8 protein-coding genes are annotated in these 15,381 nt (G+C 43.0%); 4 read left to right on the top strand and 4 right to left on the bottom strand.

Annotated elements, in window-relative coordinates:
- Positions 1-158: 158 nt before the first annotated feature.
- Positions 159-2,339, top strand: coding sequence for a sodium:solute symporter family protein (locus ZOBGAL_RS01205; RefSeq protein ID WP_013991639.1), 2,181 nt, complete (start codon positions 159-161; stop codon positions 2,337-2,339).
- 103 nt (positions 2,340-2,442) lie between these two features.
- Entirely contained in the window at positions 2,443-3,237 is a 795-nt protein-coding gene (locus ZOBGAL_RS01200) for a gluconate 5-dehydrogenase (RefSeq protein ID WP_013991638.1), read from the top strand.
- A 204-nt stretch (positions 3,238-3,441) separates the two neighbouring features.
- On the opposite strand, the gene ZOBGAL_RS01195 is transcribed toward ZOBGAL_RS01200, so the two are convergent.
- The 4 genes from ZOBGAL_RS01195 to ZOBGAL_RS01180 all read right to left on the bottom strand — a co-directional run bounded on the left by ZOBGAL_RS01195 (position 3,442) and on the right by ZOBGAL_RS01180 (position 11,327).
- Positions 3,442-5,253, bottom strand: a complete 1,812-nt coding sequence (locus tag ZOBGAL_RS01195) for a metallophosphoesterase family protein (protein ID WP_013991636.1) — start codon at positions 5,251-5,253, stop codon at positions 3,442-3,444.
- Positions 5,254-5,258: 5 nt separating this feature from the next.
- Positions 5,259-6,329: a phosphatidylinositol-specific phospholipase C1-like protein gene (locus tag ZOBGAL_RS01190; RefSeq protein WP_013991635.1), complete on the bottom strand. Its 1,071-nt coding sequence runs from the start codon at positions 6,327-6,329 to the stop codon at positions 5,259-5,261.
- Between the two features lie 117 nt (positions 6,330-6,446).
- Positions 6,447-8,192: a RagB/SusD family nutrient uptake outer membrane protein gene (locus ZOBGAL_RS01185; protein WP_013991634.1), complete on the bottom strand. Its 1,746-nt coding sequence runs from the start codon at positions 8,190-8,192 to the stop codon at positions 6,447-6,449.
- A 48-nt stretch (positions 8,193-8,240) separates the two neighbouring features.
- Positions 8,241-11,327 carry a SusC/RagA family TonB-linked outer membrane protein gene (locus ZOBGAL_RS01180; RefSeq protein ID WP_013991633.1) on the bottom strand — a complete coding sequence of 1,029 codons (3,087 nt, stop codon included), beginning with the start codon at positions 11,325-11,327 and terminating at the stop codon, positions 8,241-8,243.
- Positions 11,328-12,256: 929 nt separating this feature from the next.
- On the opposite strand from ZOBGAL_RS01180, the gene ZOBGAL_RS01170 reads away from it, so the two are divergent.
- Positions 12,257-13,531: a ribonucleotide-diphosphate reductase subunit beta gene (locus tag ZOBGAL_RS01170; RefSeq protein ID WP_013991631.1), complete on the top strand. Its 1,275-nt coding sequence runs from the start codon at positions 12,257-12,259 to the stop codon at positions 13,529-13,531.
- Positions 13,532-15,316, top strand: a complete 1,785-nt coding sequence (locus tag ZOBGAL_RS01165; RefSeq protein ID WP_013991630.1) for a ribonucleoside-diphosphate reductase subunit alpha — start codon at positions 13,532-13,534, stop codon at positions 15,314-15,316.
- Positions 15,317-15,381 lie beyond the last annotated feature (65 nt).

The following is a 15,381-nucleotide window of genomic DNA, read 5'->3' as shown; positions in this document are numbered from 1 at the left end:
GATCGTGGTTCAATATGCCCTTTTTATAGGGAAATATGTTTTCTCTAGAGGGTATTGGCTTATCTCCAATAGCTTCTGCAACATCTCTAAGCCATCACGGTCTGGGGATGGTCTTAATTGCACGGGAATTAATGGCGGTTCGCTAAAATAAAAGATATATGTTCGGATTAAGTACTATCGACCTAGTGGTAATTGTGGTCTATTTTGTGGTAATCATAGGGATTGGTATCAGGTCTATGTTAAGAATTAAGAATCAGGAAGATTTTTTTCTAGGAGGGAGAAAATTTGGAAAGATCGTGCAGATTTTTGCCACCTTTGGCCAAGCGACAAGTTCTGATACCGGCCCGTCTGTTGGTACAGCTACATTTAATAATGGAGCGGCCGGCGTATGGGCCAATTTGTTGATGCTTTTTAGTACGCCCCTATTCTGGTTTATAGGGCCTTGGTATAGAAGGATGAGGTGTACGACCTTGGCCGATTTTTACACCGAAAGGTTTACGAGCAAAGGATTGGGGAGAATGTATGCCATTATTTCGAGTATTGGCTTGGGTATATTGCTTTCCCTAGGGTTTATAACCATTATCAAGACTGTATCGGTAATGACCCCGAAAACGTATGAGGAATTTACCTTTGGAGAAAAAGAGGAGTACGGACAGGCCGAACGAATGCGTGTGCTCGAAGCAAAGGATTTTACCACCTTAGACGCTCCTGAACTGAAAGAGCTTACTTATTTACGGCAGTTACAACCCGAAAAATCGTTTTCCCACATCAATAAGTATTGGTTGGTATTCATCATCGTGGTCATTGTGGCCGGCTATTCTATGATGGGAGGGCTCGAAGCGGCATTCTTAAGTGACCTTATTCAAGGGGTTTTTATCATATTCCTCTCTATAATGCTCGTTCCCTTTGCTATTATGGCCATCAACGATAAATACGGCGATACCGGTGTGATGGGGGCTTTGACCCGTATGCACGACAACCTCCCCGAGAGCTTTTTTGAAATTTTTGGTTCTCCATATTCATTGGATTTTACATGGTACTATATAGCGGCCTTATCGATTATGGCCATCATAAATACCTGTGCGCAGGCCAACACCTTTGTGACTCCTAGCGCTGCCAAAGATGAATACTCGGCAAGGGTAGGGTTGACCTTTGGATCGTACCTCAAAAGGATTACCACGGTACTATGGGGTTTTACGGCCCTACTTATAGTGTTCTTATATGCCGATGAGATTACCGATCCCGATAAAATATGGGGGTATGCTTCCTTTAAATTGTTGGGCTCGGTCAATATGGGACTTGTGGGATTAATGATTGCTAGTTTAATGGCGGCGCTAATGTCTACGGCCGCCACGCTTATGATTACGACTTCAGGTTTGCTTACCAATAATGTATATCGACCTTATTTTCCGAATAAAAGTGAACGCCACTATGTAGCCATAGGACGCATATTGGGAAGTCTGGTTATCGTTGCCGCGGCTGGCATTACCCTTTTAAATGACAATCTGTTTCAAATCATGAAATTGTGGTGGGAATTTGGGGTAATATTTTCAGCAGGGTTTTGGATGGGTATTTTGTGGCGCAAGACCAGCCGCCTTTCTGTCAAGGTCTCTATTATTTCTACTTTTTTGGTATTCTTTGGAATACCGATACTAATTAATTTAATAAATCCCGACATTAAGGAAGATCTTTACTTTTTAAAGACCACCTCCGAAAAATTCGAGATACGCACCTATTTTGCAAAGGAGTCGGACGTAGAAAGCAGAAAACAGGAAATAGCGGCTTGGAAAACCGATCACATTGGCGATAGACCTGAAGAACTAATAGTGGGGCAGGAGTTTGTCAAAAAGTTTAAACTGCCTAGTAAGTCTATCTTTTGGAGTACGGGCATAAAAATTGATAAAGAGGGTAAGCCTGTTGGCACGGGTATGATCAATCCCGAACTCTTACTTCTTGATAAAATGGGCTTCGCCCTAGAAAATAATTCTTATTCCTTGAACGAAACCTTGAGAATTTTGATTCGGATGAGTTTTCCATTTTTATTGATCATTTTGATCAGCTCTATTTTTCCCCGAAAAGAAGATGAGGAGTATAATATTAAAAGGTTCTATGCGAAAATGAAAACCCAAGTAGGGGAAACCAAGGAGGAGGATGAAATGAAATTGGAGTGGTCTTATGCCCATATGACTGACTGCAATGAAACCAAATTGTTCGGGCCCGATTCCAATTGGGAATTTACCCGATGGGACCGTACCGATGGGGTAGGCTTTATTGCGGCCTGCGGTTTTGTTCTCGTGGTTTTGGCCTTGTTGTACTTCTTGGTGAATTTGGGAGGTTAAGCTAGTTCGTACCATAAAGGAAGGCCTAAACGGGGCGGTAAAGGAATACCCGTCAAGATTCTATAGGGAACCAGAATATTATAAAGTAAAAAAATATAAGAACATGTCAAAAGAATTGTTTGACCTGACCGATAAAATAGCCTTGGTCACAGGAAGTACGCACGGATTGGGAATGGCTATGGCCAAAGGTCTTGGACTGTCAGGGGCGACTATTGTAGTGAATGGGAATTCTTCCCAACAGAAGATCGACGATGCGGTGGCATATTATAAAAGTGCCGGTATACGGGCCTTCGGATTTAAATTTGATGTTACCGATGAAGTAGAGGTGAAAGATGCCGTAGGGCGCATTGGGAAAGAGGTCGGTAATATTGATATTTTGGTCAATAATGCGGGCATTATAAAAAGAACACCTTTGGAAGCCATGGAAGTGGCCGATTTCAAACAGGTCATCGATGTGGACCTTGTGAGTCCTTTTATTGTATCAAAGCATGTGGTAAAGGGAATGATTGCCCGAAAGCAGGGAAAGATCATCAATATCTGCTCTATGATGAGCGAATTGGGAAGAAACACAGTAGGTGCCTATGCGGCGGCCAAAGGGGGGCTTCAAATGTTGACAAAGAATATGGCTACGGAATGGGCCAAGCACAATATACAGGTAAACGGGATAGGACCGGGTTATTTTGCAACTGCTCAGACAGCTCCTATTCGCGTAGACGGACACCCTTTCAACGATTTTATAATTAACCGAACCCCTGCGGCAAAATGGGGAAACCCCAAAGATCTTTCAGGAGCGGCTATATTTCTGGCCTCCCAGGCAAGTGATTTTGTAAATGGACATATCTTATACGTAGATGGTGGGATTTTGGCCACCATAGGAAAACCAATCGGTGAAATTTGACCTCACTTTAATTACACCTTCCTGATTTCGCCAAGAACAAATGAGGGATAAAATAATGTGCCGAGATAAAGGTCTGGAATAAGTGAAAAAGAGCCGCCAATATTAGGTTCGTGTTCTTTGGCGAATAACTTATGTTTTAAAATATAATTCCAAACCATAAAAGGGCTAAAGAAATTAAAACCGTATAGGGTCGCTCACTAGAAGTTACTTCATTAACCCCCCCGTTCCCAAGTCAATGCTGAATTGAACTGAAGGCTCCCCTTGCATTTGTTTTTTGAAAATGGCGGCAAATTGCTTTAAGCTACTTTTTCCTTCATTTTCTGACCATTTTTTCAATAGAAATTGATATGCTTTTAAGCGCACGGCATCTATATCCCGTTTGGCGAGTTCGTCCCCGTTTTTAAATTTGTAAAAGTCAACGATAAGGTCGGCGCCTTCCCAACCAATGAAGTCCTGTTTTGTAAGTCCCACTTCCTGTAATTGGGTTACAAGGTTTTCTTCACGCTCCAAAACGGTCAATAGCTCCCACCCCCTCCTGTTCAATAGCTGCTGGGTGAGTTCTTCGGGCCAATCCGTAGGTATGAATCTTAGTCGTATCAATTCCTGTAAATGCATTTGGGTATACGCTAGATACGAAGTGGAGGAGAGTATCTTTTTCTCCCATAAATCATTGGCAATATCGGAAGCTAAAAAAGCATATTCTTTTTCATATGTACCAAAGAATGTATCGTATCCTTTTACCTCGTCCAACACTACGGTTTCGACCTCAAGTTGGTCATTTTTCACTGTAATTATTTTATAAGCGGGTACATAGGCAGCTAAAGACGGACTCTGAATATTTACCAAGGTATGGCCTTCCGCCGTGGTTATTACCCCTGTGTCGTTTATATGCATATGGCCGCCTACATGTATTTTCAGCCCCGCATTGGCAAAGGTTTTGCCGACCAATTGAGAGGGGATACGGTGTGCCTGAAAGGCTTTTTTGCCGAATAGGGCTTTGATGTCTTCTGAAGCGCCATCATTAAAATCTACCATAGGGTAATGGCTAAAAGCGATTAAGGTTTTACCTAGTCTATCGGCCTCTTGTACCACCTTTTCCGTCCAACGTATGAGATGTTTTTTGTGCGTGAGCACTTCGTTATACCCGATTCCTGCGCCACTAAAACCACTGCTGTTTTCTTTGGGCAGATATACATTGGCATCTAGGGCCAACAACCAAAGTCCGTCTACAGGCTCTACCAAGTAACTCACATCTGGTAAGGCCACCTCCGCAACATCTAAATTATAAGTTCTACGTTTTAGGCCGGAAGCTTTCTTGGCCTTCTCAAAACCATAATCTTCATAGGCATATTCAGAAAAGGGAGTGGACCAAAAACGATAATCTCTCTTTGGAAAAAAACCGTGATGCTTCAACTCTTGAACCATATCCGCATAACCCCATTCTTTTAAATCGGTCACCACTTGGGTCGGGTTTTGAGATTTTTTATCCGCCTTATATTTACCGACTTCGCTCATGAGCGGTTGCGCTTTGCCATTGGCTCCTAAAAAATCGCTTTTACCGCCTTCCTCACCAAAAGGGGTGGTCGGGTCGTGATTTCCGTTAATGAGAAAGAAGGAAATACCGTGCTCCTCGGCATATCGGTCTAGTATTTTCCCCAAACCTTTAATGTGCAAGGGCTGGCCGTCATCACTAAAATCACCGGGTAAGGCAATGGTTTTGATTCCTTTTGCTACGGCATCGTCCAAAGCGGCGAAAAATGCAAAATAATTCTCGTTGAAAAGTCGGGTGGAATGCAATTGGGCATTCATTGTCCTAAGTAAGGTACTCCGGTTATGTATACTATCGTAAATGCCTTTATAGTCACTTCCTTCCAAATTCGGATAAACGTCCGCGAAATGGACATCCGCAATAAAGGCGACCTTGATTTCTTTCTGTGGGATTTCTTTTTGGGACGGCTCCGCCTTACATCCACATAAAATGAAAACCAACAGGTATGGCACTAAGTTTCTAAGCATTTTGCTTACTCTGGGGTTCTTTCGTAGGTGTTGTTCTCAAAACTAACTTTATAATCGGACTTAAAAAAAGTGCTGGGCAGGTAATAATCGGTAGTGATAACCTGCGCACCGGAGGCCTTTGCTTTTTCAAATCTGCCGTAGTCGTTTTCCCTGGCTTCCTTGGTGTCGGCATCGGCACGTGTACGGACCATATAGCCTAAGTCTACCAAATTCTTAATCTGATCAAAATTCTCTACAGGGTCGTTTATGATCCGAAAGGCGGCAGTAGGGTTTCCTTCTTCTTGGTTGACAAATAGGGCCGCCCCTTTTAAATTTGGAAAACGGGACAAATACGCATCTATTTTTTCCGTCCCTTCATCCAAAACAAATAAAAACCGATTCTGAACCTTGTTCAGCTGTGGCCAACCCTGTTGTAAGACCGCTTCCTCCAAGGTATCGAAATTACCTCGAACCAAATCAGGTGTTACCAACCTTTCCTGGGAAAATACGGCAGCTATTTCCGTATTTAAATTTTGTAGAGCTTCGGCATCAAACTTTAAGGGATTTCTGGTCTGTGGTATTTCGCTATCCTTGGTGTTGATGGTGACGATTATCGGGAGATGCCCTTCATTGGCGTCGGACCAGGCTTTTAATTCCTCCAGAGCGTCCTTAAACAATAATTGATGGCTTCTAAAATCTATCTCTTGGATATGAAAAACTTTTAGCCCAGGTGTTTTCAACTTTTGTTCCGTATCGAAAGGTTTCGGCTCGGAACCCATAGATTTTATGATTTCCAATCCTTTTGGGTTGGAATAGTGACCGCCTTTGGGGTCGTGAAAAACGTCGAGTTCCAGGCCACGGAGCCCTAGGTCCAATTGTTTCGACAGGGGGATATGTCCGTATTCCAGACCGCTCATAGCAGGGTTTTTTTGCCACAGATAATCGAATAAAGGTTTTTCTATTGCAATTTTATAGCTGTTATGGCTACCGATGACCTGAAAGTCGTTCATCTTTGATTTTTCTTTATTGTTCGTAACACAATCCTTAAAAAACAGAGAGGTCAAGATTACGGATAGTACGATGTAAAATGTTTTCATATGGGTATGATAAATAGGTATTTCCTTTAATTTTTGTGCTTGATCAAATATAGATGGAAAAAAGGCGGCAAGAAATCAACTTCCTTGCCGCCATCTTTTTTTTTCCATTTTTTGGAATTAGTATCCTAGGTTTTGCTCTAAGAACCCTGCTTCGCTTGAAGCGCCGTCCATTGCTTTTTGAGGAATGGGGAACAATCTTTTGTTTACGTCGGTATCGGTCTTTCCGGTCCAACTTCCTTCGTATTTTCCAAAACGGATTTGGTAGTTTCTTCTAAACCCTTCCCAATATAACTCAAATCCGGATTCACGGAACAAAATATCCAAATCGATATGGTCCAATGGTTGTGGGATTTGTTCTGGCCGGGCAGTTCTTGAAGTTCTCAAAGTGTTGATGTCGGTCAACGCACCAGCGGCATCACCCTTTCTTAACTTCGCTTCGGCACGCATCAGATATATTTCGCCCAAACGGATCAAAACCAAATCTACACTACTGTTCGTACAACAGTTTGGGGCGGTATGACTGAACTGGTATTTAGAGAATCTATACCCTGTATTGTGTAAACTGCCCTCATCGGTAAAGTCCACTTTAAGGGTATGGTCTACATAACGGATATCGGCACCGCTACTTCTTTTATTGATAACCGGATAAATACGCACTTTTCCATCATCGCAAGTTAAAATATTACCTCCGTCATCTTTTCTAGGCCCCCAAATGATGCCCCTGATTATTCCGCGATCCACTTCAAACTGCTCGGCCTCTACACAATAGTAGTGTTCCGAATCGTTTGTTGGGTTTACCCCTGTAAGGTCTTGAAGTTCTTCGGGAATAATAGTATTGGTTTGAGAGAAGCGGGCATCGGCATCGGCAGGGTCTACATCGCCATAGGCATCTACCCAGGTCTGATAAAAATCTGAAGTAGCTGCTACCGCATCGGTACCACGGGTACTAGGAAATTCAGGTCTTGGGATCTGATCGCCAGACATAGACCAATAGGCCCACCGGCTATGCTCTGTTTGAAGGACCCCTCTTTGGTCTAAGGCGAATATAAGCTCGGGGTTACTATGGTTGTCATCGTTGAACAATTCAAAATATTCGGGAGACAGGGCATAGGGGCCGGCAATGATATCGTTGGTATAGGCAATCACCTTGTCCATGTCCTCGCTTTTAAAATCCGGTGTTCCGTAAGGATCCCGGTATACGGCGGCGTTCAAATACAAACGGGCCAATAAGGCCTTTACTGCAGCTTTGTTCAGCCTGCCCGGGCCTTTATCGTCGTTGATGAGGTCTACGACGGATAAAAGTTCACTTTCGATATAGTCTATGGCTTCTTGGGCCCTTAAAATTTCAGAAATTTCATCAGAACTGGTTTTCTTGAATACCAGGCCCCAGTTATCAAGGGTAAGCATATTGAGGTATGCTTTCATGGCGATCATTTCATACAATGCGGCTTGAGCTTCCGCATCACCGGCTTCCGCTTCGGGTCGTAGTCTTTCCTCTGCCAAAACCGTTCTTGAAATGGTCAAGGTAATATTTGTCCAAGCATCGGATACCAAACCGTTACCGGGCGTCATAAGGTGCTGGTGAACCGCAATAAATTTACCACCATCAAACCAATCCGTGCCGCCACGGTAGGGAAGAATACCTTCGTCAGAAGCCACTTCTTGAAGGCCAAAATTGACCGTATGGTACCATACGGCGCGTAGATTTCCGTATACCGGGGCTATGGACCCACTCACCACTTCGGCCTCGCCGGTTCCGGTGAGCGACTCATCAAGGATTTCTTCTTCTAAATCCGTACAGCCGAAGAATGCAAATAACATTACCGCTATGGGAAGTGCTCTGTTAACTATTTTATTTTTCATAGTATTCTATTTTTCTAAATGATATTAAGGCTATCTCTTGTTTTCTTCTTAGAAGGTTACGTTAAGACCAACCATAAACGTTCTTGCTTTTGGATATGTAAAACGGTCGATTCCGAAAGTTTGAATTCCTGCTTCCGTGGTCCCGGTGTTTACTTCTGGGTCGAAGCCTGAATAATCGGTAATTACGAATAGGTTTTGCCCTGTTACGGAAAAACGGATGTTCTGAAATGCATCGCCAAACCCGATTTTATCGGGACTAAGGTTGTATGACAAGGTAGCATTGTTCAGCCTTAGGAAAGAACCATCCTCTAGGTAACGGGTGGAAACGGTATTGGAATTGTTGGGTGATTCATTTGCATATTCCGTAGCAAAATCCGTAGAGTTATTGGAACGGGACAATTGGGCCTTGCTAAAAAGCGTCATAGTGGTATGGTTGTAAATCTCGTTGCCCGATACCCCGTTGAAGTTTAAACCTAGATCGAAGGCTTTGTATTTGAAGTTTAGGTAAAAGGCATAGATCAAATCGGGAATTGCACTTCCGACCACGCTACGGTCGTCGTCCAAAACTTCGCCATCGCCGTTAATGTCTTTGAATCGGTTCAGTCCGTTCTCGTCTATCCCATCAAATGTCAACATGTAGAAGGCACCAATGGATTCATTGTTGATGTACCCGTTTATGGTGGCATCCGTTTGGCCTGAACCTTGGGCGGCGCCTGTTGTCAGTACGGAATAGGGCGAGTCTTTTACTTCGTTTTGGATATAGGTGATGTTCCCTCCAATGTTATAAGAGAAGTCGTTTTCAGAATTGCTGCTATAATCCAAGCCCAGTTCTACACCGGAGTTATAGATTTTCATATCCTCAATATTGTTCCAATAGGTAGACGTGGGTTCAACGGGATCTGCAGGAACGACCTCCAATAAAATATTGGAAGATTTTTTGTTGAAGTAATCTAAAGTACCGGTCAACTGGTAATCAAAAAGGGCGAAATCGATACCTAAATCAATTTGAGTCGATACTTCCCATTGTAAGTTAGGATTAGCCAAACGGGTATATACAATTCCGTAAGGATAGCCATCGATAGAGTTGGCATCGGTATCGATTGGGTAGGTATTTAAACTTTCGCTTCCTGTTATCAGTCTATCTTCGGCAAAACTCGCTTTTGTAATCTTCGAGGGAATCTCTTGGTTCCCCGTTCGTCCCCAACTGGCTCGTAACTTTAGGTTGTTGAAAACCGAGTTGGCCATAAAATCTTCGTTGCTGATGTTCCACCCCAGGGCAAAGGAAGGAAAGTATCCGTATTTGTTGTTCTCGCCAAATTTTGAAGAACCATCGGCTCGAAACGTAGCGGTAGCCAAATATCGGTCATCGTAAGTGTAGTTCAACCTCCCGAAGAAAGACTGTAGTTCGTTCTTAACGGCGGAAGCACTCACCGAGGTCGGGTATTCGTCCGTGCTGGTCTGATCTTGGTACTTGGGCTCTATATTGTTATTGGCGAAACCGCGGTATGAAAATTGTCTGGCTTCGTCCAGAAATTTTTGGTACGAATGTCCTGCCAAAAGAATTACATTGTGTTTGCCTTGGTTCCAGTTATACGTAAGGGTATTTTCTACCAATTGATTGGTGTTCGTTCTGATATAGCTCTCCAGGGAACCATCGGATACATTGGACTCGTTTACGACCGAAGGAAACGGTTTGTACTGTTTATCCCTGTTGGTAGCGGAATAATCAACACCTAGGTTCATTTTATACACCAAACCGTCTACGATAGTTACCGATGGGGAAATGCTCGCCAAGATACGGTTGTTCATGGCCGTGTCACTATATAGGTCGTTTCGTAAAACCGGATTCAACGCGTTGGTGTTCAGCAAGGTCGGTTCACCGTTAGTGTAGGGGGCTATGGTAGGGTTGAGACTCAACATATCACTGATTGTGGACGAAATGTCCGGTCTCAGGTTTTCCGTGTGGGAAGCGGTAATATTATAATCGATACTCAATTTGCCATCAAAAGCTTTTTGGTTCATATTGAGTTTTCCCGAATACCGCTTGAGTTCACTGTTTTTCAAAATTCCTTCTTGGTCTTGGTATCCTGCCGAGGCGAAATACGAGAACTTTTCGCTGGTAGCCCCGCTCATGGAGAAATTCACATTTTGGGTTAGACCGGTTTGCGTCAGTTCATCTTGCCAATCGGTGTTTGCACCGAAATCTTCAAGGGTTCCCCCTGCGGCAGCTACTTCCCTTCGGAAATCATCGGCACTGAATACGTCGATCGTATGGGCGATGGAAGACATGGCCGTAGAAACGGAAAAGTTCATTTCGGTTTTTCCCGACCTTCCTCTTTTTGTCGTGATCACTACCACCCCGTTCGATGCTCTTGAACCGTATACTGCGGTAGCACTGGCATCTTTTAAGACATCTATACTTTCAATATCGTTGGGGTTCAAAAAGTTCAATGGATTCGTGTCAAAACCTGTAGAAGAATTATCGAGCAGGAAACCATCGACCACATAAAGCGGCTGTGTTCCTGAACGCAGACTACCAATACCTCTTATGATTACATTTTGTGCGGCACCCGGCTCGCCACTTGTAGTGGCAATATTTACACCGGCCATTTTGCCCTGTAAAAGTTCGCCAGGGTTGGCCACCACACCTTGGTTGAAATCTTCACTTTTTACGGAGGCAATGGCCCCTGTAATATCGGACCTTTTTTGAGTACCGTAGCCTACCACCACTACATCTTCCAATTGTGTAGCGTCTGGATCCAATTGTACGTTCAAGTTGTTTTGTCCGTTTACGGCAACTTCTTTTGTAGAGTATCCTAAATAAGAAACTATCAGTACGGCATTCTGTGAAGCACTGATTTTATAGTTGCCATCAAAATCGGTTGTGGTACCGTTGGTCGTACCTTTTTCTAATACGGTAGCACCGGGTAAGGGGGCACCTGTTTCATCGGTAATGGTACCGGAAACGGTTTGCTGCACCGGAGACAATCCTTCGTTAACGCCTTTTGTAACGGTTAGGCTGGGGGCAACTGACATTTTAGCGAATGAATGGGAGTTGTTGGAGGCAAATCCAGCCCATGTAACCAAGCATGCCGAAGCACAGACGATTTTAGAAAATCGGGTTTTTGAATACATAAAGTTTAGTATTGGGTTATCGAGAATGTTTCGGGGTTTATTTATCGGAGCCCAAAATGAAAGCTCTTTTTACGAGCCCAAAACTATTCCATTTGGAGAGCGGCATAGTTAACGGAGCTTTAGCAATACATTAACAATACCCTAAATTTTAACGGTTATGTTATGACAATGTAAGGCCGTAGTTTTTGTGGTAATTCCGATTGCGAAAAATCCGACCTTGGCGGAAGGGCGGCTTTGTAGCCTTCGTTTTGGGAAGTACTGGACTGTTGTCAGGGGGCTATGTTGCTGATGGTGTGTGGATTTATGTTGTTGAAAAACAATATTTTGTGTATTTGTTTTTTAAGGTGCACATCACTCCCGTAGGAAGGGGGGTAGATTTGATGTGACCCCGGCTGCCCCTGTTTCGCAGCTTTAAGAGGTAGGACGACAGTATAGGTGTTGTTTAAAGCAATGTGGTATAGAATGGCTGTAGTTTTTCCATCAGCCCTGCCTAGTTGCTATGTCGTTGATTTCCCGTATTAGAAAACGAAGTGTGACGTCCCATGGTTGATGATGTGTTATGTTTTGATAGGGACTTGATTCTCTAGACCAATATCCTTTAGTTTCGCGTATACCCTATTCATGATTACTATCGAAACACGAAGAAATTTGCCGTACATGGCAAAGTTTTTACCTATATGTAGTCGAAAAGTGGGTTTGCGAAGCACACTTTTGTCCTAAAAAAAATGCAATTTATCGGTTTTGGTCCATAACATTTCAGGGCCCTTATTTTTTTCTTCGGGCGTAAGCCTCTTGTGTACAATGCCTTTCCTTCTATAAACAATGCGTTGTTAATAAAAGGCTGAAAAAACAAATTTCAGAACGATGAATCGAGGGAGATATGTTACGACCTTTGTACTTCTTATTTAGAGCATTCTAACATACAAATCATGGAAATCACACATCTTATTAAGAGGGATTTTACCAAAAAGCCCTTTCAATTACATAAAATAACGGATGCTATTCTGAAAGCTATGAGGGCGGTAGACCATGGCGGCCCGGATGATGCCGAGCGAATAGCCAACAATGTTCATGCCTCACTTCTAGAGCGAAAGGCGCTAGATGAGAATTATCTGCCTACGGTAGAAGAGGTACAGGATTTTGTGGAAAATAGACTCATGGAAGGCGGGTTTTTCGATGTGGCCAAAGGATATATACTATATCGTAACGAGCAGGCCCAAAAGAGAAAATTGAACATTTTTGAAAAGCGTATTAATCTAAAACCTTACGAATACCCACAGTTGTACGAGTATGTACCCGCTATTCGTCATTCGTATTGGATTCATACCGAATTTAATTTTACCAGTGATATTCAAGATTTCAAGACCCGGCTAACGGAGACCGAAAGAAGCGCTATTAAGAATACCATGTTGGCCATCTCACAGATCGAAGTGGCCGTAAAGAGTTTTTGGGGCGATATCTACCATAAGATGCCCAAACCTGAAATAGGCTCGGTAGGGGCGACCTTTGCGGAAAGTGAAGTGCGTCATGCGGATGCTTATTCCCATTTGCTCGAGATTTTGGGACTCAACCCCGAGTTCAAGAATTTAAAGAAAAAGCCCGTTATAATGAAGCGGGTACAGTATTTGGAAACGGCACTTAAAAATGCGAAAAGTGACGACAATAAAGAATATGCGGAATCTATCTTATTGTTCTCCTTGTTTATCGAACACGTTTCCCTTTTCTCGCAATTTTTGATAATAATGGCCTTCAACAAACATAAAAACATGTTGAAAGGTATTTCAAATGTGGTAGAGGCAACATCAAAAGAAGAACAGATCCACGGCGACTTCGGTATTGATATCATTAAAATTATCAAGGACGAAAACCCTGATTGGTTCAATGAGGACTATAATAACATGATTCAGCAAATGTGCCGAGAGGCATTTACGGCTGAAAGCCAAATCGTGGATTGGATCTTTGAAAAGGGCGAACTCGATTTCTTGCCCAAAGATGTTGTCAATGAATTTATCAAGAACCGTTTCAACAATTCATTGACCAGTATCGGAATAGACCCCATATTCGACGTAGACGAAAAACTATTGGCCGAAACCGAATGGTTCGACGATGAAATCATAGGTACCAAACATGGCGATTTCTTCGTAAAGCGCTCGATCAACTATAGCAAAAGAACACAAAGTATAACCAGTGAAGACCTTTTTTAAATGAACGAATTAAACACTACCCAGCAAAACAAAACAACAACTTCTGAGGGCGATCAGCTTATACTCGCTAGAAAGCAAGCCCTTAGAGATCATAAAAAAGAGTCGGACACAGGTTTTGAATGGCTTACCGAACACAGTCGTAATTTCTTGAATTCAGGGTATTTGACCGAAGGTGTAACTCCCGAACAACGTATTCGTGAGATTGCCGATAGAGCGGAGAAATTATTGCAAATGCCTGGGTTTTCCGATAAATTTTACGGGTATATGTCCGAAGGGTTTTTCTCTTTGGCGTCTCCCGTATGGTCAAATTTCGGAAAGGAAAGAGGCTTGCCTATTAGCTGTTTCGGATCACATGTTGACGATGATATGGGGAATATTCTTTTTACCCAATCGGAAGTGGGAATGATGTCGAAACTCGGTGGGGGTACCTCTGGTTATTTTGGTAAGATCAGACATCGTGGTGCTGAGGTTAAGAATAACGGACAGGCTTCTGGTGCCGTACACATTATGCAGCTTTTTGAATCAATGGTCGATGTCGTAAGTCAAGGGTCTATACGTCGTGGTCGCTTTTCACCATATTTGCCGATCGAACATCCCGATATAATGGAATTTTTGGAAATTGGTACCGAAGGGAACCCTATTCAAGAACTTACCCACGGGGTAACCGTAACCAATGCCTGGATGCAGGAAATGATCGATGGCGATGTAGAAAAACGTTCTATCTGGGCCAAAGTCTTACAAAGAAGGGGCGAGATGGGATATCCGTACATATTCTTTAGCGATAACGCCAATAATGGGGCGTCGGATGTTTACCGAGATAAGGACTTACCTATCTATGCCAGTAATCTTTGTACCGAAATCATGTTGCCTTCAAACGACAACTGGTCGTTTGTTTGTGTCTTGTCTTCGTTGAACGTGCTTCATTATGAGAAGTGGAAAGATACCGATGCCGTGGAGACCATGGTGTTTTTCTTGGATGCCGTTATTACGGAATTTATTGAAAAATTGGAAAGGTATCGCGACTCCGATAGCCGTGAAGACCGACAGACCTTTCTCTTTATGGAACGTGCCTACAATTTTGCCAAAGACAACCGTGCCCTTGGTTTGGGTGTCCTAGGATGGCATTCGCTGTTGCAGTCCAAGAGATTGGCCTTTAATAGTCAAGAAGCATATAACTTGAACAGTGAAATATTCAAGAATATAAAAGAAAAATCGTACCAAGCTTCTGAGGCTTTGGCCGATAAATTTGGCGAACCGGCCATTCTTAAGGGCTATGGTAGAAGAAATACCACCCTTAATGCCATTGCACCGACCACTTCTTCGGCCTTTATCTTGGGTCAAGTTTCACAAGGTATCGAGCCTATCTGGTCGAATATTTACGTAAAGGATATCGCTAAGGTCAAAACAACGATTAAAAATCCTTTCTTATTGGAATTGTTGGAAGAGAAGGGAATGAATACCACCGAAATATGGCGTAGTATTCGTGAACGGGACGGATCGGTACAGCACTTGGACTTTTTATCGGAAGAGGAAAAGGATGTGTTTAAAACGTATTCGGAAATAGACCAATTGGATATCATATACCAAGCGGCCAACCGTCAAAACCACATTGACCAAGGGCAATCGGTGAATATCATCGTACATCCCGATATGCCCGTAAAGGAAATCAATAAGATTCACGTTACGGCATGGAAACTTGGGTTAAAATCACTCTACTATCAACACAGTATGAATGCGGCCCAAAAATTTAAGCAGAAAAAAGAATGTGCGAGCTGCGAAGCATAAACGATAAAACGGGCGGTGCGTTAGAATATGCCTTTTTAAAACCGCTATCGGTAGTTCAATAACAA

Source organism: Zobellia galactanivorans (genome assembly GCF_000973105.1).
In the GTDB taxonomy this organism is placed as follows: Bacteria; Bacteroidota; Bacteroidia; order Flavobacteriales; family Flavobacteriaceae; genus Zobellia; species Zobellia galactanivorans.
Note: the sequence above shows the minus strand (reverse complement) of the source record. Positions and strands in the feature narration are given on the sequence as shown.